The organism is Lysobacter soyae (assembly GCF_019551435.1).
Taxonomy (GTDB): domain Bacteria; phylum Pseudomonadota; class Gammaproteobacteria; order Xanthomonadales; family Xanthomonadaceae; genus Solilutibacter; species Solilutibacter soyae.
On the sequence record NZ_CP080544.1, the window covers coordinates 593998 to 613962 of the forward strand.

The 19965-nt window shown below is 60.3% G+C and carries 20 protein-coding genes and 1 riboswitch; of the genes, 9 read left to right on the forward strand and 11 right to left on the reverse strand.

The window, feature by feature from the left end; all coding sequences use genetic code 11:
- Positions 1-16: 16 nt before the first annotated feature.
- Both H8L67_RS02740 and H8L67_RS02745 read left to right on the forward strand, forming a co-directional pair.
- Entirely contained in the window at positions 17-640 is a 624-nt protein-coding gene (locus H8L67_RS02740; RefSeq protein ID WP_220380260.1) for a sulfotransferase family 2 domain-containing protein, read from the forward strand.
- 1 nt (position 641) lies between these two features.
- Positions 642-1286: an aspartyl/asparaginyl beta-hydroxylase domain-containing protein gene (locus tag H8L67_RS02745; protein WP_220380261.1), complete on the forward strand. Its 645-nt coding sequence runs from the start codon at positions 642-644 to the stop codon at positions 1284-1286.
- Here the strand turns inward: H8L67_RS02745 and H8L67_RS02750 are convergent, their stop codons facing one another.
- Together H8L67_RS02750 and H8L67_RS02755 are read right to left on the reverse strand one after the other, a co-directional pair.
- Entirely contained in the window at positions 1287-2885 is a 1599-nt protein-coding gene (locus tag H8L67_RS02750; protein WP_220380262.1) for a peptide chain release factor 3, read from the reverse strand.
- A gap of 79 nt (positions 2886-2964) precedes the next feature.
- Positions 2965-3810 carry a M23 family metallopeptidase gene (locus tag H8L67_RS02755; RefSeq protein ID WP_220380263.1) on the reverse strand — a complete coding sequence of 282 codons (846 nt, stop codon included), beginning with the start codon at positions 3808-3810 and terminating at the stop codon, positions 2965-2967.
- A gap of 164 nt (positions 3811-3974) precedes the next feature.
- Positions 3975-4086: riboswitch (SAM riboswitch) on the forward strand.
- Between the two features lie 78 nt (positions 4087-4164).
- On the opposite strand from H8L67_RS02755, the gene metB reads away from it, so the two are divergent.
- Both metB and H8L67_RS02765 read left to right on the forward strand, forming a co-directional pair.
- Positions 4165-5388 (forward strand): cystathionine gamma-synthase, encoded by a 1224-nt coding sequence (metB, locus tag H8L67_RS02760; protein WP_220380264.1) that lies wholly within the window; start codon positions 4165-4167, stop codon positions 5386-5388.
- A gap of 2 nt (positions 5389-5390) precedes the next feature.
- Positions 5391-6476, forward strand: coding sequence for a homoserine dehydrogenase family protein (locus tag H8L67_RS02765; protein ID WP_434063422.1), 1086 nt, complete (start codon positions 5391-5393; stop codon positions 6474-6476).
- Between the two features lie 40 nt (positions 6477-6516).
- Here H8L67_RS02765 and H8L67_RS02770 read toward each other — a convergent pair whose 3' ends face one another.
- Entirely contained in the window at positions 6517-7899 is a 1383-nt protein-coding gene (locus tag H8L67_RS02770) for an L-serine ammonia-lyase (RefSeq protein WP_220380266.1), read from the reverse strand.
- A 63-nt stretch (positions 7900-7962) separates the two neighbouring features.
- Between H8L67_RS02770 and H8L67_RS02775 the strand changes: the two genes are divergently transcribed.
- Positions 7963-8196 carry a glutaredoxin family protein gene (locus H8L67_RS02775; RefSeq protein ID WP_220380267.1) on the forward strand — a complete coding sequence of 78 codons (234 nt, stop codon included), beginning with the start codon at positions 7963-7965 and terminating at the stop codon, positions 8194-8196.
- A 1-nt stretch (position 8197) separates the two neighbouring features.
- Here the strand turns inward: H8L67_RS02775 and H8L67_RS02780 are convergent, their stop codons facing one another.
- Positions 8198-8722, reverse strand: coding sequence for a cytochrome b (locus tag H8L67_RS02780; protein ID WP_220380268.1), 525 nt, complete (start codon positions 8720-8722; stop codon positions 8198-8200).
- A gap of 108 nt (positions 8723-8830) precedes the next feature.
- On the opposite strand from H8L67_RS02780, the gene H8L67_RS02785 reads away from it, so the two are divergent.
- A complete protein-coding gene (locus H8L67_RS02785; protein ID WP_220380269.1) occupies positions 8831-12388 on the forward strand; it encodes a hybrid sensor histidine kinase/response regulator in 3558 nt (1185 codons plus the stop codon).
- On the opposite strand, the gene hemE is transcribed toward H8L67_RS02785, so the two are convergent.
- The 4 genes from hemE to H8L67_RS02805 are packed head-to-tail and all read right to left on the reverse strand — an operon-like array spanning position 12358 to position 15354.
- Complete coding sequence (gene hemE, locus H8L67_RS02790) at positions 12358-13446, reverse strand: uroporphyrinogen decarboxylase (protein WP_220380270.1); 1089 nt, start codon at positions 13444-13446, stop codon at positions 12358-12360. The two genes, H8L67_RS02785 and hemE, sit on opposite strands and share 31 nt — an antisense overlap.
- Positions 13447-13460: 14 nt before the next feature.
- Positions 13461-13715, reverse strand: coding sequence for a WGR domain-containing protein (locus H8L67_RS02795; RefSeq protein ID WP_220380271.1), 255 nt, complete (start codon positions 13713-13715; stop codon positions 13461-13463).
- A 35-nt stretch (positions 13716-13750) separates the two neighbouring features.
- A complete protein-coding gene (gene aroB / locus H8L67_RS02800; RefSeq protein WP_220380272.1) occupies positions 13751-14836 on the reverse strand; it encodes a 3-dehydroquinate synthase in 1086 nt (361 codons plus the stop codon).
- A complete protein-coding gene (locus H8L67_RS02805; protein WP_220380273.1) occupies positions 14833-15354 on the reverse strand; it encodes a shikimate kinase in 522 nt (173 codons plus the stop codon). The genes aroB and H8L67_RS02805 overlap by 4 nt, the downstream gene beginning before the upstream one ends.
- Positions 15355-15416: 62 nt before the next feature.
- Between H8L67_RS02805 and pdxH the strand changes: the two genes are divergently transcribed.
- Together pdxH and H8L67_RS02815 are read left to right on the forward strand one after the other, a co-directional pair.
- Positions 15417-16013, forward strand: a complete 597-nt coding sequence (gene pdxH, locus H8L67_RS02810; RefSeq protein WP_220380274.1) for a pyridoxamine 5'-phosphate oxidase — start codon at positions 15417-15419, stop codon at positions 16011-16013.
- The gene (locus H8L67_RS02815) at positions 16013-16813 is read left to right on the forward strand and encodes an ABC transporter substrate-binding protein (RefSeq protein WP_220380706.1); all 801 of its coding nucleotides are present in this window, start codon (positions 16013-16015) and stop codon (positions 16811-16813) included. The genes pdxH and H8L67_RS02815 overlap by 1 nt, the downstream gene beginning before the upstream one ends.
- Here the strand turns inward: H8L67_RS02815 and H8L67_RS02820 are convergent.
- The 3 genes from H8L67_RS02820 to H8L67_RS02830 are packed head-to-tail and all read right to left on the reverse strand — an operon-like array spanning position 16802 to position 18820.
- A complete protein-coding gene (locus H8L67_RS02820) occupies positions 16802-17284 on the reverse strand; it encodes a DUF4426 domain-containing protein (RefSeq protein WP_220380275.1) in 483 nt (160 codons plus the stop codon). The genes H8L67_RS02815 and H8L67_RS02820 overlap by 12 nt on opposite strands.
- A 7-nt stretch (positions 17285-17291) precedes the next feature.
- Entirely contained in the window at positions 17292-18146 is an 855-nt protein-coding gene (gene proC / locus H8L67_RS02825; protein ID WP_434063410.1) for a pyrroline-5-carboxylate reductase, read from the reverse strand.
- Complete coding sequence (locus H8L67_RS02830; protein ID WP_220380277.1) at positions 18143-18820, reverse strand: YggS family pyridoxal phosphate-dependent enzyme; 678 nt, start codon at positions 18818-18820, stop codon at positions 18143-18145. Before H8L67_RS02830 ends, proC begins: the two co-directional genes overlap by 4 nt.
- A gap of 105 nt (positions 18821-18925) precedes the next feature.
- Between H8L67_RS02830 and H8L67_RS02835 the strand changes: the two genes are divergently transcribed.
- On the forward strand, positions 18926-19963 hold the full coding sequence (locus H8L67_RS02835; RefSeq protein WP_220380278.1) for a type IV pilus twitching motility protein PilT: 1038 nt from the start codon (positions 18926-18928) through the stop codon (positions 19961-19963).
- Positions 19964-19965: the final 2 nt, after the last annotated feature.

A 19965-nucleotide genomic window follows, 5' to 3' on the forward strand; every position in this document is an offset into this window, starting at 1 on the left:
GCCTTACAATCAACGCATGATTGTTTCCCACACCCACAAGTTCGTCTTCGCCGCTGTGCCGAAAACCGGTACCCATTCCGTTCGCCAAGCGTTGCGTGACCATCTCGGTCAAGAGGACGCCGAGCAAGTCGGCTTGTTTGTGAACAAGCGTTTTCCTTGGCAGGAGTTGGCCGAGATCAAACACGGGCATTTGAGTCTGCAGCAATTGCGGCCGCACTTGGGTGAGGACGATTTCAACACCTATTTCAAGTTCGCGTTTGTGCGCAATCCATATGACCGGTTCGTCTCTTACTGTGCGTTCATGACGCGCGACACGCCGCACTTCAAAACGGCACCGCAGAATGTCATGCGCTACTTCCTGTTCGAAGCGCCGCGCGAAGATCATATTCTCTTCCGGCCGCAAAACGAATTGTTGGTGGATGACGAGGGCCGGTTGCTGACGGATTACGTCGGACGGGTCGAGGAAATGCAGGCCTCTTACGACACGATTTGTGAACGTATCGGTATCCCCACAGCCACCTTGGGCAAGGTCAACAGCTCGGAGCGCGGTGACTACCGCAGCTATTACACCGACGAGTTGCGGGCCGGCGTCGAGGCGCGCTACGGTAAAGACATCGAGCTATTCGGATACGGTTTCTGACATGTCTATCTTGAGCGCCAATCCCCGTAAAACAAAGTCTTTGCGCGAGCTGGGTGCGGTGGACGTCAATGCGTTGCGCGAGGCCGTTTCGGCATTGCCAGAATCGGTATGGGACGAGGAGAACGCCGCCAAGCCGAACAAGTTCGAGGCCTTGGATTCCACGCGTCACATCGTCTTCCGCTTCGTGGACAGCACCAAGGATTGGCGTGCTTCGCATGATCGTCCGCGTTGGGCGGAATTCAAACACTTGCTAGAGCCGGTTCTTGCGCAGGCGACGGCTGACTACGGCTATGCGCGTGGCGCTTTCCCGCGGGTGATGCTGGCGCGCATGAAACCCGGCGGTGTGATTCAAACGCATATCGATGCCAATCCGGCCGCCAAGTGGCCGCACAAGATTCATATTCCGTTGCAAACGAGTCCGGGCGCAGTGTTTTTTGTCGGTGAGACCGGTCACCACTTGCCGCTGGATCATGCGGTGGAGGTCAACAACCTCGGACCGCACGGTGTTCGCAATGACTCGGACACCGATCGGATCCATTTGATTTTCGAGTACTACGATTTGGACCAGCCGGAGCCGTCGTGGCTGGCGCCGCTGCTGGCCGTTGACGCCGACCTCCGTGCGAAGGCGGCGTCTTCCGGCGGTTGATCAGCCGATCGAATGTGCGTGTTCGCGTGTTGCCATGAAGGTGACAGCAGGTGAACGCTCTTCGGCCAATTGCAGATTGACCCGGGTCGGTGCGAGATACACCAAGGCGCCTGATGCGTCGTGCGACAAGTTCACCGCATTTTTGTCGATGAATTCCTCGAGCTTTTTCGGATCATCGCAACGCACCCAGCGCGCTGTTGAGACTTGCACGGGTTCGAACGTTGCCTCGACACCATATTCGTCTTTGAGGCGGTAGGCCACGACGTCGAACTGCAGCATGCCGACCGCGCCCAGAATCAAGTCATTGCTCATCATAGGCTTGAAGAATTGCGTGGCGCCTTCTTCGCTCAACTGCGCCAAGCCTTTTTGCAGTTGCTTCAGCTTGAGCGGATCACGCAATCGCGCGCGCCGGAACAATTCCGGTGCGAAGTTCGGAATACCGGTGAACGACAACTGTTCGCCTTCGGTGAAGGTGTCGCCAATGGAAATGGTGCCGTGGTTATGCAAGCCGATGACATCGCCCGGCCAAGCGTCTTCCGCAAGTTCACGGTCGCTCGCCATGAAGGTGAGGGCGTTCGCGAGTTTTTGCTCTTTGCCGCTGCGCACATGAAAGGCTTTCATCCCTGCGGCGAATTTGCCCGAACAGATGCGCATGAAGGCGACGCGGTCACGGTGTTGCGGATCCATGTTGGCTTGGATCTTGAATACGAACCCGGTGAGTTTTCCTTCTGTCGGCGACACATCGCGTGAAGTGGTTGCGCGCGCCTGCGGTGAAGGCGCATGTTCAACAAAGAAGTCGAGCAAGGGCTGCAAACCGAAGTTGTTCACCGCCGAACCGAAAAACACCGGCGTTTGTACCCCGCGCAAGTAGGCATCCAAATCAAAACTGTGCGAGGCACCTTCCACCAGTTCAAGTTCTTCCCGCAGTTCGGCCAGCATCGGGGCACCGATGGCGGCCTCCACACCCGGGTCGTCAATGGACGGGAAGATCGTCGAGTCTTGGCGGGTGAAATTTTTGCCGGCCTCGTACAAATGCACTTCACCGGTAATCAAATGCACCACGCCCTTGAGCCTTTGACCCATGCCGATTGGCCAGGTGACTGGTGCGCATTGGATTTTCAGCACGGATTCGACTTCGTCAAGCAGGTCGATCGGGTTCTTGCCTTCGCGGTCCAGCTTGTTGATGAAGGTCATGATCGGCGTGTCGCGCAAACGGCAGACTTCCATCAATTTGATGGTGCGTTCTTCGACGCCCTTGGCCACGTCAATCACCATCAGTGCGCTATCGACGGCCGTCAGAACGCGATAGGTGTCTTCGCCGAAGTCGGCGTGGCCCGGCGTGTCCAGCAGATTGACGATGCGGCCTTCATACGGGAATTGCATCACCGACGAGGTCACCGAGATGCCGCGTTCTTTTTCCAGCGCCATCCAGTCGGAGGTCGCATGACGCGCCGCCTTGCGTCCTTTGACGCTGCCGGCCATCTGGATCGCGCCCCCGAACAGGAGCATCTTTTCAGTCAGCGTGGTCTTGCCGGCGTCAGGGTGGGAAATTATGGCGAAGGTGCGACGGCGCGCAGCTTCTTGTGCAACATTGGACATCGGGCTCCCGGGTGCGCCAGTGGCGCACGGCGTTGATAAGCAGGAGCGGGAATTATAGGGGTTGGCGTGTTTTCCGGACTTATTCGCCGGCCACCCGCAGGCTGCCTTGCGAGGTCGCTATTTGGACGTGCGCTGAGATCAAGCGCATGCCTGCATTGGTCTGGACCACGAAATGCAAGTGCGGTGCGCTACTTTGCCCGCTGTTGCCGACCCTGCCGATCAGCTCGCCTTTGCCTACTTGCTGTCCTGGTTGGACCACAACGCTGCCTTGTTGCAAATGCGCGTACAGCGCCATTGATCCGTCGGTATGCAACACGCGCACGAAATTGGGGCGCGCCCCTTGTATCGCGCGTTGGCCCGGTGCCGCGTCGGCATGTTGGTTTTCGATCTGCATGACGAGGCCGTCGCGCGCGGCCACCACGGGCGTACCCATGGGCGCGGCGAAGTCCAAGGCGTGCAGGTTTTCAGGGTTGTCGTGGCTGCTCTTGCCGCCGTCTGCCTGATCGATGCGCAGGCCTTTTTCGGGAACCGGCAGACCGTAGTCAAAGGGGGTTGCGCGTCCCGCCAACGGCCCGGGTATGGCGCGCAGTTGTGCGTTGACGGCACCGCGCGCATCGAACTTGTCGAGCAAATTGCGCGTTTGCGCGGCAATCGTCCGGCGGATCGGTCGACCTTGGCCGGTATCGACTTCGACTTCCACCGGCCCGCTGAGCGGATTGACCACCCACACTTCAATCGACGCGGCGTGACGTTGCAGCTGCATCTCGACGGATTGCAAATCGCCGCGATAGGGCACGCTGTCCAGCACGTTTGCGGAAGTTGTCGTCGTTTGACCTGAGGGTGGCCAAGTGAGCCATTGCGCCTGCGCTTTCCAAGAGAGGAGGCAAAGGAGGAGGGTTACGAGTGCGTGGTTGGAGGCTTTCATGGGGTCAATTTACGCGAAAACCGGTGGGTGCTGATGGGGAGGAGCGCCTCATCCGCCCCTGCGGGGCACCTTCTCCACTTTGTGGAGAAGGGGGGGGCATGTATCCATCGCTTTATCCGGATGAAAGTGTTGACTTGCTGGGGAGGCACTGGCATAGTGCAGTCATTCCATCCAGACCGGCAGAGGGACAGGCCCTTTGAAGCCGGGGCAACCTGAGGCGCGAGCCGCAAGGTGCCAACTCCTGCGGGGGCCCTCGGGCTTGCCGGAAGATGGTTGAGCGCAGCGCGCAGGCGTGCTGTGTTTTCCGTTCCGACCGCAGTGGTGCCTGGTGGATTCATTCCACAAGGACTCAAGATGACCACTGCCCACGCCGAAACACTCGATTTCACCACCCGTGCCGTGCGTGCCGGGATTGATTGCGATAGCGCATTCGGCGCCGTCACCCCGCCGCTGGTGCTCTCTTCCAACTTCACCTTCGCCGGCTTCAACGAGAAGCGGCGGTACGACTACACGCGAAGCGGCAACCCGACCCGGGATTTGCTCGGCGATGCTTTGGCATCTTTGGAAGGGGGCGCTGGTGGCGTGATCACGGCGACCGGCATGGGGGCGATCAGTGTGGTGTTGCACGCACTCTTGACGCCGGAAGACACCCTCGTGGTTCCCCACGATTGCTACGGCGGCAGTTGGCGGCTGTTCAACGCCTTGGCGGCCAAGGGCGCGTTCAACATTCTCACGGTGGACCTCACCGATTCGGTCGCGCTACAAGCCGCACTCGATGCACAACCCAAACTGGTGTGGATCGAAACGCCCTCCAATCCACTGTTGCGTATCACCGATTTGGCGGCGGTCATTTCCGCAGCGAAGGCGGTAGGCGCAGTGACGTGCGTCGACAACACGTTCCTGTCGCCCGCGTTGCAGCGTCCTATCGAATTCGGTGCCGATGTCGTCGTGCACTCCACCACGAAATACATCAACGGCCATAGTGACGTGGTTGGCGGCGCCGTTATTTCGGCCGCGGCAGATCTGCATGAGCAAATGACATGGTGGGCGAATTGCTTGGGCCTAACGGCCTCGCCGTTTGACAGCTTCCTGACCTTGCGCGGTCTGCGCACGCTGGATGCGCGGTTGCGCGTGCACAGCGAAAACACCCAAGTCTTGGTCGAATGTCTCGCCGCGCATCCGGCTGTGCGCCGCGTGAACTACCCCGGTCTGCGTACGCACCCGGGACATGCTGTGGCCGCCCGTCAGCAAAAAGGATTCGGCGCGATGCTGTCATTTGAATTGCACGGAGACGCGCCGGCGGAGCAAGAGACCGCGGTGCGTGCACTCTTGGATGGGTTGCAGTGTTTGACTTTGGCGGAGTCCTTGGGGGGCGTGGAAAGTTTGATTGCGCATCCCGCCACAATGACGCACGCCGCCATGTCACCCGAAGCGCGCCAGGCCGCCGGCATTTCCAACGGTTTGCTGCGCTTGTCGGTGGGTATCGAGCACGCGCAAGATTTGGTAGCGGATCTGCTGTCGGGACTGGATCGCGCAGAACGCGCGCTTCAACGCTGTCAACGCAAGGTTGCCGCATGAACGTGTCACCGCTTCGCGCATCGCACCCGGTGCCAGCGTCGCAACGCATTACGTTATTGGGAACCGGCACGGTGGGTCGCGCTTTCGTGGCGCGGCATGTGGCGCTCAATGCCCGCGGGATGACGCTGCCGCCCTTGGCGGGCATTGCCAACACGCGGGGTTTTTCCCGCATTGATTGCGATTGTCCCAATGCGGTGTTAAACCAACTTCGCGACAGTGAGGCGCCCTCGGCGTCGGAATGGATCGCCGACGCCGTGTTCGGGCCAGGTGACATCGTGGTGGATGCCAGCGCCAGCGATGTGATCGCACAGCAACATGCGGGTTGGTTGCGTGGCGGCGCGCATGTGGTGACGGCATGCAAATTGGGCGCAGGTACGTCGCGCGTGCGCTGGCAGGATATTCGCGACGCGCAGGCCGAGACCGGTGCCCGATACGGCGACAGTGCCACTGTCGGGGCCGGCTTGCCCTTGCTTCGAACGCTGCGGGAACTGGCCGCGGGCGGCGATCGGATCACCGCGGTGGCCGGTGTGCTTTCAGGATCTTTGGCCTACCTGATGAACAACTTCGATGGCATGCGACCGTTTTCCAGCTTTGTGCATGCAGCGCATGCGGCGGGCTATACGGAGCCGGACCCGCGCGATGATTTGTCGGGTGAGGATGTCCGAAGAAAGGTGCTGATTTTGGCGCGCGCCGCCGGCCTTGCCTTGGACGTCGAAGACGTTCAAGTCGATTCGTTGGTGCCCCTCGGCTTGCAGCCTTTATCGCGAGCAGCCTTCTTTGAACGTCTGCCCGAAATCGATGCGCAGATGCGCGCCAAGTTTGCACGCGCGCACAAGAAGGGCGAAGTGCTGAAGCATATCGGGCGATTCGAGTTCTTGACCGACGGCACGCTCATCGCGCGTGTCGGATTGACCTCATTGCCGGCGTCGCACGCTTTGGCCGCAGGGGCGGGCACCGATAACCGAGTGGCGATATGGACCGATCGCTATTGCGAGAATCCTTTGGTGATCCAAGGGCCCGGCGCCGGTCCGGAGGTCACAGCCGGTGCGTTGTTGGACGATGTGCTGACCATCCAACGACATCATTGACGCGAACGATGCGCGGTGGCGCGTCTGCGCGCCACCTGCATCAGCACTCGATGACGTTGACGGCAAGACCGCCGCGTGAGGTTTCTTTGTATTTGTCTTGCATGTCGCGTCCGGTGTCGCGCATGGTCTTGATGACTTTGTCCAAGCTGACCTTGTGGCTGCCGTCGCCGCGCATCGCCATGCGCGCGGCGTTGATTGCCTTGACCGAGCCCATCGCATTGCGTTCGATGCAGGGGATTTGCACCAAGCCGCCAATCGGATCGCAGGTCAAACCGAGGTTGTGCTCCATGCCGATTTCCGCGGCATTCTCCACTTGTCTCGGGCTGCCGCCAAGTGCGGCAGCAAGGCCCGCAGCGGCCATTGAACAGGCGACGCCCACTTCGCCCTGGCAACCCACTTCGGCGCCACTGATGCTGGCGTTTTCTTTGTAGAGAATTCCGACGGCCGCAGCGGTCAGCATGAAATCGAAGACGCCTTGTTCGTTGGCGTTCGGAATGAAACGCGCGTAATAGTGCAGCACCGAAGGAACGATGCCCGCCGCGCCATTGGTCGGTGCGGTGATGACGCGTCCGCCGGCGGCATTTTCTTCATTCACTGCCAGCGCATAAAGGTTGACCCAGTCGAGAACGGTCAGCGGATCGCTCATCCCGGCTTCCGGACGACGCTGCAATTCCACGTACAAACTCGGCGCACGGCGCGGCACATGCAAACCGCCCGGCAGCGTGCCGGTTTCGCGAATGCCGCGCGCCACGCAGGATTGCATGGCTTCCCACAACTCGCGCAGGCCAGCAATGATTTCTTCGTCGGTGCGCCAGGCGCGCTCGTTGGCCATCATCAGTTGCGCGATGCTGATGCCGGCACGTTTGCATTGCGCCAGAAGTTCATCGCCGCTATTGAACGGGTAGGCGACTTCCGTGGTATCCGGCACGATGCGATCTTCGGCCGCTTCGTCTTGATTGACGACGAAACCGCCGCCGACCGAATAGTAATCGCGCGATGCGATTTCATTGCCTTCCGCATCGAATGCACAGAAGCGCATGCCGTTGGTGTGGAATGGCAGCTTCTGTCGCTTGTTCATGATGAGATCGGTCTTCTCATTGAAGGCAATCTCGCGCTGCCCGCCAAGGCGGATCGACTTCGTGCCGCGAATACGGTCAAGCGCATCAGGAATGATGTCCGGATCAATAAGGTTCGGTTCGTGCCCTTCAAGACCCATCATGACGGCCTTGTCGGTGCCGTGCCCCCGTCCAGTCAGCGCCAAAGAACCGAACACCTCGGCGCGCACGCGCACCACGGTGTCCAAGAGGCCTTGCTCGATCAAATGATGCGAAACAAAACGGGCTGCAGCGCGCATCGGACCGACCGTGTGGGACGAACTCGGACCGATCCCGATTTTGTAAATGTCGAACGTGCTGACCGCCATGTGCAATGCTCCTGACCAAGAGCATTATTCTATCCCGACCGTACCGCGTAGGCAGGCAAAGCATTGAGATTCGTTCTATACCAACGTGACTATTGCCATCTGTGTGATCTGGCATTGGCAGAATTGGCTGCGGCGCGGGCGCCTGAATTCGACTCCGTCTTCATCGACGATGTGCCGGAACTAGAGCCCGTCTATGGCACACGCGTGCCGGTCTTCCGCGACACACTGAGTGGCGCCGAAATCGGCTGGCCGTTCGATGCCGTCGGAATCACTAATTGGCTTGCGTCGCTGGACTGAATCAGCCCTTCAACATGCGGATCAAGGTGCGATCGCGTACGAACAGGTGGTGGTAAAGCGCGGCCAGCATGTGCGCCGAGGCCACGACGACGAGCACCCAAAACATTTGTTCGTGCCAGTACTCGAACGATTTGTGCAGGTCTTCGTTGAGCGGAATGAAATCAGGCATGGGAATGCCGAACCAAGCGAGCGGACGCTTGCCCGAATCGGACACGATCCAACCGGTGATCGGAACGATGAAAATCATCGCGTACAACACGCCATGCATGGCAGAGGCCGCAAGCGATTGCCAGCGCGAAGTACCCTCCACCGCCCTCGGTGCGCCGGCGTAAACACGCCACACAACGCGAAGGATGGCCAGCACGAGAATCGTGATGCCGACCGACTTGTGAAAGTCCATCGTGCCCCGCGGCAATGCCGAGCGGAGCAGGCCGGTCGTCCCTTGAAACACGATCAAAAGCACGATGATCCAATGGAAGGCCCGGCTGACGACGCCCCAACTGTCGATCGTGTTTTTTGCGGTCATGGTCGTCTGTGCATGTAGGGAAAACCTGATTCTAGCCTGCGAATCTTGCCTGTCGAGGGGGGCAAAGACCAAGATGGCGGCTCCGGCGGGGAGGCCGGGAGGGACGTCATGCAGGATCGAATACGCTCGTTCGCCGTGCTGATATTGCTTGCCGTGTGCTTCGTCGGGCAAGCAATCGCGCAAAGCACGCCATGGGTACCGGGATTCCGGGTGATGGGCGCGCAGCAAGGTCTGTCCAACAGCGCCATTGACGCGATCGTGCGCGATCATCAAGGGGTGGTGTGGATGGCGACCGAAGATGGATTGGTGCGTCACGTCGGTCGCGACTTCTCCATCTTGCGACATGCCGACACCGAATGGCTACCCGGCAACTCGATCCAAGCCTTACATGTGGATGCCAAAGACGCCTTGTGGATTTCAGTCTTGGGGCACGGGGTCGTGCGATTGGACGCGGATCGCAGTCATACGCAGCGATTTGATGCGCGCCTGCATCCCGCACTTGTCGATGTTTGGGCGATCCAAGATGACGGTGACACCGTTTGGTTCGGAACAGCAAACCATGGCTTGCTGCGATGGGATTCCCGGTCGCGGACAATCGCATTGCCCGGTTCCCCCGACGTTTTCACAACGGATGCGCGAAAGAAAATCGTGACCATGGCGAGTCGCGGTCCGGATGACCTGTGGGTGGCGACGGCGGGTGGCTTGTTGCACGTGTCGCAAGGCAACGTTGAAGCCGTGCCGATGCCCCTCGGTGCATCGGACGACGTCGTCTATAGCTTGGCAATCGATGGCGGGCGCATATGGGTTGGCACGAGTGCGGGGGTCTTTTCGATGGCGAGAAATGGCAGGCCTGAGGTGCCGGCATGGTCGTCTGATTTTTCGAAGCCCGCCGCGGCGATCAGGATCGTGCCGGATGCGCGGGGTGCCCTGTGGATCGCCACGCAACGCGGTGTGCGGCGCGTCGAAGGCGGACGTTGGCGTGACGTCATGATCGAAGGCGCGCTGTCGGGCCGCTCGGTGCGAGGCATGTTTCGTCAGCCGGACGGTGCCCTTTGGTTGTCGGCGCCAGGGGTCGGCGTTGCTTATTTGCGGCCGGATTGGAAAAACATCACCCAGCTGCGCGCCTTGCCGGATGTCGCATCCGGACTGTCATCGAATGACTATCGTGCGCTGGCATCTTCGCACTCGGAAGGCTGGTGGGTGGCCGGTATGGGCGGCGTACTGGAGCACGTGACGGCGGACGGACATGTCTCCATGCGCGTTAAAGGAATCGACAAAACCGCGCGACCCAGGGCCGTGTTGGAGAGCGATGCCGACCACGTTTGGTTGGCAGCGCGTGACGCCCTGTATCGCATTCAAAGCGGTCGGGTCATCAAGGTCTTCGACAGCGCAAGTCATCGCGACGCCATTCCTGATGTGGCGCTCGGTGAGTTGCGCGCTGCCGGCCGGGGACGGTTTTGGTTATCCGCGCCCGGTTGGGGAGTGCAACTGCGGGACGGTCAGGGCAGGGTGTTGAACACCGTCCGAAATGCTGCTGATGCGCCCATCGGAGTCCAGTCCATCGACGCGCTTTTCAACACGCCGTTGTTCGCGGTCATTGACGGTCAATTGTTCGAACTGGCGCCGGAGGCCAACGCGTTCAACGCTTTGGCAATCGCCGGTGATACAGCGTTCGACCGCGTGGCGGTGGTGTCGGAAAACCGCATTTGGGCGCATGCACCGGAGGGGTTGTTTGCGTTTGAACGCCGCGGCGGGCGTTGGGTACTCCAGCAAAAAATCGCAGCCGATCGACAATGGGTGGACTTGGACGCCAAAGGCTTGCGCGTGGATGCGACCGGACGCCTGTGGTTGGCAACGTCTCGCGGCATGTTCCTATTTGAACGAACCGGCAAGCCGTCATTTGATGTTCGAAACGGACTGTCGAATCAGCAACTGGTGGTCGACAGTTTGGCGGTGGCGTCACGGGATAGCCGCGCTGCGGCGGCCGCCGAAAACGGGGCGGTGATGATTTTTTCACCAAAGGGAGAGGAGGCCGGTATCGAGTGGCCGCGCCTGGCGCCGATCGGCGTATTCGCAAGAAGCGAGGGCCGATGGCAGCGCGTCGCGCCATCCGATCATCGTTTTCACATTCCCAAGGGCGGCAGTGAAATCCGGCTGCAATTCAATGCGGTCGCCTATGACGATCCGGAGGCCGTGCGGTATCAGGTGCGCATTCAAGGGCTTGACCGAGATTGGATTGATTTGGGCGCCGCCAACGAACGCATTTTGACCGGTATCGCGCCGGGTACCTATGCAGTGTCAGCGCGTGTCAGTGATCGTCGCGGTCGTGTCTCCGGGGCCCGGCAATTTGCGTTGACGGTGCCGCCGCGCTGGTGGGAAACCGTGGCTTTCAAAATCGGCCTATTCGTTCTGATTACCCTGCTTGTGGCGATTGTGATTCGTTCAAGAATTCTAAGAATGCAGCGCATGCGGGAACTGGCACACACGCGCGAAAAAGCCACGCTGCACGCGAACGCTTCGGCCGCAAAATCAACATTTCTTGCGACATTGGGACATGAAATTCGCACGCCCATGACCGGCGTCCTCGGCATGTCCGAACTTCTCTCGGCGACGGCACTGTCGCCCCTGCAAATGCAACGTGTGAACAGCATTCGCAAGTCCAGCGAACATCTGTTGCGGATCGTGGATGACGCGTTGGATTTGGCACGAATCGAAGCCGGAAAAATGGCCTTTGTCGACGCCCCGTTTGCCGTGGTGGATTTACTCGAGGAAATCGCCGAATGGGCGACCCCGGTGTCCGGCAAAAAACACCTTCGTTTTGAATTTCATCACACAGTCGGCTGCGACCTGCGCGTTTCCGGCGATGTGGTGCGAGTTCGACAAGTGCTGATGAATCTGGTCGGCAATGCCATCAAGTTCACCGCCTCCGGCGTCGTCAATCTTTCCCATGCGATTGAAGCGAATGGCATCCACGTGTTTCGGGTCAGGGACACCGGTCCCGGGATGGATGCGGAGCAATGCAAACGCGTATTCGAACGTTTCGAGCAGGCCGATGGCGCATTGACCGCGCATCGACATGGTGGCAGCGGACTGGGACTCGCGATTTCCTCGGAATTGGTCATCGGTATGGGTGGTCGACTGACCGTGAGCAGCGTGCCGGGCAGCGGCAGCACTTTCTCCGTACATATTCCCTTGCGCACCGTGGATATTCCTGTGGCATCGGCGTTGCCTGTACATCCCGGTTCGACGCAGGCGGGACACCGGATATTGTTGGTCGAAGATGACGAGACCGTTGCTGAAGTCTTGTCCGGGATGTTGACTCAGGCCGGCCACCACGTCGCACATGCGGTGCACGGGCTTGCTGCGTTGGTGGAACTCTCTGCACGCCGATTCGATTTGGCCATTTTGGATTTGGATCTGCCGGCCATCGACGGCTTCGACTTGGCGCGTCAACTGCGGGTCAGCGGATTTGCCGGCCCGATTCTGGCAGTGAGTGCGCGCACGGATGCGGATGCGGAAACCAGTAGCCGCGATGCCGGATTCAACCGCTTCTTGCGTAAACCCATTCGCACCGCGGATTTACTCGCGGCGATCGACGAAGAAATGCGCCATCAAGTCGCGCAGGCAGGCAGCGGTTACGCCGCGAGCGTGCGCGTTGCACCGTAGCGGTGGACTTCATCCACCAGCACCGCGACATGATCGGGATTCATGTCCGGCGACATCCCGTGGCCCAGGTTGAAAACATGCCCTTCGCGCGAGTTGCCGTTGCCGGATGCGTAACTGTCCATGGCGTTGCGAACCTCGCGACGGATGGCCTCCGGCTCGCCATAGAGCGTCGTGGGATCGAGATTGCCTTGCAGTGCCACGGCGTTGCGTGTGCGCCAAGCGGCATCCTCCAGCGTGATCGTCCAATCGACGCCCAAGGCGTCCGCGCCGGTACCGGCAAGTTCGGACAAATGTTGCCCGGTGCCCTTGCCGAACAAGATCAACGGTGTGCGTTCCGCGCCTTCGCCTCTCGCCAATTCCTTGCCGATGCGTTGCAGATACTTCAGTGAGAACTCGCGATACATGGCCGGCGACAGCACGCCACCCCAGGTGTCGAAGACTTGCAGCGCTTGCGCGCCGGCGGCCTTTTGCGCCGCGAGATAGGCAATGACCGCATCGGTCGTCACGTCCAACAACTTGTGCAGCAATGCCGGGGCATTCAGTGCCATTGCTTTGATCTTCGCGAAATCTTTGCTGCCACCGCCTTCGATCATGTAGCAGGCCAACGTCCACGGGCTGCCCGAGAAACCGATCAGCGGCACGCTGCCGTTGAGCTCACGGCGAATCAGACTGACGGCATCGGTCACATAGCCGAGCGAGGTTTCCATGTCCGGCACTTGCAAGGCGTTGACATCGGCCTCGGTGCGAACCGGTCGTTCGAACTTCGGACCCTCGCCTTCAACGAAGTACAAACCGAGCCCCATGGCGTTGGGAACGGTCAGGATGTCGGAAAACAAAATGGCGGCATCCAGATCAAAACGACGCAGCGGCTGCAATGTCACTTCGCAGGCGATCTCCGGATTCATAGCCATCGCCAGAAAACTGCCGGCCGACTTGCGCGTGGCGCGGTACTCCGGCAAATAGCGACCGGCTTGGCGCATCAGCCAAACGGGGGTGGTGTCCACGGGTTCGCGGCGCAGTGCGCGCAGGAAGCGATCGTTTTTCAAAGGTGCGTTCATGAGTGTCCTGCGCCTTAGCGCGGTGCGTCCACGCCTTGGGCAAACATCAACTGAAAGCCTTTTTTCAGATGTTGGTCGCGGGCCTTTTCCAGAGCCTGCAAGGCCGATGCGTGGTCGTTGAATTGATCGCGGCGCAAGGTGCTTCGCGCGCCTTGTTGCCCGGTTTCGCGCACAAGCTCCCATTGCCCGAACAAGTCGGACTGCAGCTGCAATTGCACGAAGCGCGGCGCTTCATGACCTTGCGGGCGTTGTTGGAGGAGCAGGCGCATGCGGGCATTGTAAAGCCCGCGCGGGGTTTCGTCTCTCAGTCCGCCTTCATGGCCTCGAGGACATCGGCGTCTGCAATGCCCTCGGCGATGCGTGCTTGCCCGATGCCGTCCCAGACAATGAAACGTAGCCCGTTGCGGTCCGCTTTCTTGTCCAAACGCATGTGCGCGAGCAATTTCGCCGGGTCCAGTTCTGCCGGTATACGGGTGGGCAAGGCGAACTGCGCGAGTAGTCGCTCCAGACGCTGCCGGTCTTGCACCGGTGCGCCGAAAAGTGATTCGGACAATTTGGCGGCACAGCACATGCCGATGGCGACCGCTTCGCCGTGGTTGAGCCCGCCGAACGCCTGAGCGGCTTCGATGGCGTGGCCGAACGTATGCCCGAAATTGAGCAGCGCTCGCTTGCCGCGCTCGAAGGGATCCGCTTCGACAATATCCGCTTTCATTTGACAGCACGCGGCGATTGCGCGGGCGGTCGCGATCGGTTCCAACGCGCACAGTGCGCTTGCCTGACTTTCGAGCCAGGTGAAAAAGCCGGCATCGCCCAACGCGCCGTATTTGATCACTTCGGCAAAACCGGCCGCACGTTCGCGCAGCGGCAGCGTGGTCAAAACTTCCGGGTCGATCACCACGGCGCGGGGAAAATGAAAGGCACCCAAAAGATTCTTGCCGGCCGGGATGTCGATGCCGGTCTTGCCGCCCACGGAGGAATCCACCATTGCCAACAGGCTTGTCGGCAGTTGAACGAAGTGGATGCCGCGCATCCAGCACGCGGCGGCGAAACCGGCGAGATCACCCACCACACCGCCGCCCAAGGCAACAATACAAGCGTCGCGGCGCGCGCCCATCGCTGCCAGTGACTGAATCACCGACTCGAAGCTCGCCAGATTTTTCGATTGCTCGCCCGCTTCGATTACATGAAGCGAAACCTCGTAGCCGGCAGATTGCAATTGCGCTTGCACCGTGGCGGCATAGATCGGCGCCACATTGGTATCGCTCACCAGCAAGAGCTGTTTTGCCTTGATCGGCCACTGTGCATCGGACAATTGCGCGTGCGCGCCGGGCGCGATCACGATGTCGTAGGCATGAACGCCGCCGACGCGAATGCGATGTGTCGCGGTCATTGCAGTACCGCCAAAGCAGCGACGATTTCTTTGGCCACACCTTCGGCGTCCATGGCGCTGGTGTCCATATGAAGATTGGCCTGCGCGGCATAGAGCGGCCTTCGCACTTCGTCGAGTGCCGTCAGACGCTTCGTCATGTCGGCATCTGCAAGCAGCGGTCGATGCGCGTGTTCCGATTCGAGTCGGGCAACCAAGACCGCAACGGGCGCATCCAACCAAATGCAAAACCCGTTGCTGGCAAGCAAGGCCCGATTTTGCGGATCAAGGATCACGCCGCCACCGGTGGCGATGATGCGGCCCCGTCCACACACCGCTTCAAGCGCCGCATGTTCACGATGGCGAAAACCGGCTTCGCCTTCCCCTTCGAAGATGTCTGCGATGGTCATGCCGGCATGGGATTCGATGGTCTCATCGAGATCGACCGCCTCCTTTTCCATCAAACGCGCCAAGGCGCGGGCGACGGAGGATTTTCCGCTGCCCATCGGTCCGATCAAGAAGATGTCATCTGCAGACGGCATCCGCGGATTCTAGCAATGCACCGCCGGATGCGAAAAATCCGGCCACAGGCCACAATGAAGGCATGGACGCATTATTGAATGAAGCGCTGGAGACCTTCGAGGGGTTGTTTGCGGAAGCGACTGCCGCAGGCGAGCCGGACCCCACCGCCATGGTCGTGGCCACCACGGGTTTGAACGGGCATCCGTCGGCCCGCATGGTGTTGTTGAAAGCCCACGACGCCCGCGGGTTTGTGTTTTACACCCATTTGGATGGACGAAAGGGCAGGGAGCTGCAAGCCAACCCGCATGCCTCGCTGTTGTTTTATTGGCCGCGCGTGCGCAATGCCGTGCAAGTCCGGATCGAAGGGCAAGTCGAAGTCGTTGCGGATGCCGAGGCCGATGCTTATTTCGCTTCGCGTGCGCGCGGCAGCCAACTCGGTGCCTGGGCGTCGTTGCAAAGTGAGCGATTGCCGGATCGTGAGGCGTTCGAGTCGCGCTACGCCAAGGTCGAGCACGAGTTTGAAGGCCGTGAAGTGCCGCGCCCCGAACGCTGGACCGGTTTTCGTGTGCGGCCGGTGCATTTCGAATTTTGGTACGGCGCCGAGTTCCGACTGCATGATCGCGTGGTCTTCGATCTCAATCGTGCAGGCGTTTGGGAAAAGCACCGGCTTTATCCGTGATCGGTCCCAAGCGCATCGTCTGCCTTACCGAGGAGCCGACGGAAACCCTGTACGCCCTCGGCCAAGAGGATCGCATTGTCGGTATCAGCGGCTTCACGGTGCGTCCGCCACGGGCGCGCAAAGAGAAGCCCAAGGTCAGTGCGTTCACCAGCGCGAAGATCGACGCGATTGTGGCCTTGCGTCCGGACATGGCGATCGGGTTTTCAGATATTCAGGCGGATATCGCCGCCGAATTGACGCGCCGCGGCGTCGAAGTTTGGATCGCCAATCACCGCAGTGTGGCCGGCATTCTTGATTACATCCGGCGTTTGGGCGCCTTGGTGGGCGAAGCCTCGCGCGCAGACCGTTACGCCGCGCAACTGGAAGCCGGTGTTACGGCGGTGGCTGAACGTGCGCGTGCCTATCCGCAACGCCCGCGTGTCTACATTGAAGAGTGGGATGTCCCGCAAATCAGCGGCATTCAATGGGTCTCGGAACTGGTCGAGTTGGCCGGTGGCGTCGATGTGTTTCCGGAATTGGCGACCGAATCCCTGGCGCGCCAGCGCATTCTTGCGGACGGTTGCGAAGCGGCGCGTCGGGCGCCGGACATTGTCATCGGCTCTTGGTGCGGGAAAAAATTCCGACCCGATCAAGTCGCAGCGCGACCCGGTTGGGATCAGGTGCCAGCCGTGTTGAACGGCGAGCTGCATGAGATCAAATCACCGCGAATCCTGCAGCCCGGACCCGCTGCGCTCACCGACGGATTGGCCGATATCGAGCGCATCATCGCCGCTTGGGTGGCCAAACAATCAGCGCGGTAAGACGTCCTGCGTAAATGACTGCGTGGTTCTCGAGCCGCCGGATTGAATCTCCATCCGGAGTTGCAATTTGGCCGGCGGTTTTGCCGTGATGACGCCGACGAGATTGGTGAACCCCTCCACTTGGATGGGCTTCAACGAAATCTCGGTCGGCGCATCGGGAACGACACCGGCCGATACGGTGATTTTCGCGGCGTCCAGCGCGGTCGCATCGCCGTTGGTGTCGGTGACACTGACCAAAATCATCGTGGTGTCATCACGGCGCTCGATGTCGTACTGACGCGCGACGCCGGGCTGCAATGACCTGGTGGGCGTTGCCGACAAAATGTAAGTCTTCCCATTGACGTTGGCAGTCGCGGTTTGTTGCGACGCCTGCGCAGTGGTTGCCGCCACGGGCGCGGGTGTGGTGTCTCCTTGGCAGGCGCCGAAGGCGAGGAGGGCGGGGATAAGTAGCAAGGCTGCAGGTTTTTTCATGAGGCGCTCACTCATTGGCGGCCGACAATTCGGCGCCGCGAACACGTGCGGCGTGCACCGCGCGCGCGACGATGGCTTCGAATTGATCGGCTTGGAAGGATTCGATGGCGGCTTGTGTGGTGCCGTTGGGCGAGGTGACACGTTGACGCAGGACTTCGGCCGTTTCGCCGCTTTCCGTCAGCATCCGCGCGGCACCCAGAAGCGTCTGATTGGCGAGTGCTTCGGCTTGCGTGGGATCCAATCCCTCCTTTACGCCGGCTTCCATCAAACTCTGTGCCAGCAGGAAGACATACGCCGGCCCACTGCCGGATACCGCAGTCACCGCGTCCATCAACGATTCTTCTTCGACCCATACCGTGGTGCCCGCTGCGCGCAGCAGGCGGTCGGCCACGGATCGGTCTTCGGCCGAGGTTTCCGGCGTTGCGTACAGTCCGGTGATGCCTGCGCCCAACAGCGCCGGTGTATTCGGCATGCTGCGCACAATCGCCGTGCGCGCGCCCAGCCAGCGGGCAATCTGGTTCGTGGTGATGCCGGCGGCAATGGAGATCACCAGCGGCCGCTGGGCAATGGCCAACGTCGACAAGGATTCACACACGATTTTCATTACTTGCGGCTTCACGGCCATCACCCAGACGCGGCCGCACGCGGCAGCAGACATGGCGTCGGCATGGAGGTCGACGTTGAAATCCTTGGCGAGTGCGGTGCGAAGGGCTTCGACCGGTTCTGCCACGTGGATGCGCGCGGCAGACGCGCCGCCGGCCAGCAGTCCGCCGATCAAGCTGCGCGCCATGTTGCCGCCGCCGATGAAAGTGACATCAGGTGCTGCCGGGAGTTCTGTCATGTAAGAAGGTCCTTTGTTCATTGGGAAGCGCGTTCGCCGAACAGCGCCCGTCCGACGCGTACCATGGTCGAGCCATGGGCAATCGCGAGTTCGGCGTCGTCGCTCATGCCCATGGAAAGGGTATCAACGCCCGCATACGCGTTTTGCAAATCCAAGAAGAGGGCTCGCATCGCGTCAAAGGCGCGCGCACGCGTTTCAGTGTCGGGGGCGGGCGCCGGAATGGCCATCAGGCCGCGCAGCTTGAGGTTTTGAAAGTGGCCGATACGTTCGGCGATCTCGGGGATCTCAGACGGCTGGCAGCCATGTTTGGTGGTTTCGTCATCGATGTTCACTTGAATCAATAAATTCAGCGGCGGCATCTCGGGCGGTCGGTGTTTGGCGAGCGCTTCTACCAGCTTGAGTCGATCGACGGTTTGTACCCAGGCAAAGTGTCTGGCCGCTTCTCGCGCTTTGTTCGACTGCAGGTGGCCGATCAAATGCCACTCCAGTGGCAGCGACGTCAGTGCGGCCTGCTTCGCCAAAGCTTCCTGCACGTAATTCTCGCCGAACGCGGTTTGGCCGTCGGCCGCCAAGGCGGCGAGATCCGACGCAGGGCGTGTCTTGCCGACGGCAAGCAGTCTCGGTTCGGGCACCCCGGCGTGTTGCGCTGCAATACGCAATTCATTCAGGACTTTACTCAGTGCTTCGGAAGGCATCTAATCAACCAAGGGGACATGGAATCGCATCCTTTTCGCGTTAGGATGCCCTAAACAGGGTCGGCGTTCGCGTCCGTCCCATTCAATACTCGGGGAGAGTACGACATGGATATCGCTGAACTCCTGGCCTTTTCGGTCAAGCACAAGGCGTCCGACTTGCACCTTTCGGCCGGCCTGCCGCCGATGATCCGGGTGGACGGGGACGTGCGTCGCATCAATATCGCGCCGCTCGAACACAAAGAAGTGCACGCCCTGATTTACGACATCATGTCGGACAAGCAGCGTCGCGATTACGAAGAATTTCTCGAAACTGATTTCTCGTTTGAAATTCCGGGCCTTGCGCGTTTCCGTGTGAATGCGTTCACCCAAAATCGCGGCTCCGGCGCGGTGTTCCGGACCATTCCTTCCGTTGTGTTGAGCTTGGAAGAGCTGGGCTGTCCGCCGGTGTTCCGCGAGCTCGTGCAACAGCCGCAGGGTTTGATTCTGGTGACCGGTCCCACCGGCTCGGGCAAATCCACCACCTTGGCGGCCATGCTCGATTACATCAATCGCAACGAGTACGGTCACATTCTCTCGGTCGAAGACCCGATTGAATTCGTGCACCAATCGCAAAAGTGTCTGATCAATCAGCGCGAAGTCCATCGCGACACACACGGATTCAACGAGGCACTGCGCTCGGCATTGCGTGAAGATCCCGACTACATCCTCGTCGGTGAATTGCGCGATCTCGAAACCATTCGTCTGGCGTTGACCGCCGCGGAAACCGGGCACTTGGTGCTCGGTACCCTGCACACCTCAAGCGCGGCCAAGACCATCGACCGGATCATCGACGTGTTCCCGGCCGGCGAAAAGCCGATGGTGCGATCAATGTTGTCGGAATCTCTGCGCGCCGTGATTTCACAAAGCCTGTTGAAGAAGGTCGGCGGCGGACGCATCGCCGCGCACGAAATCATGGTCGGCACCCCTGCCATTCGCAACCTGATTCGCGAAGACAAGGTCGCGCAAATGTATTCGTCCATCCAGACCGGACAGCAATACGGCATGCAAACGCTCGATCAATGCTTGCAAGACTTGGTGGCACGTAATCTGGTCATCAAACAGCAAGCGCGCGAATACGCCAAAGACAAGCGCCTGTTCGACTGAGT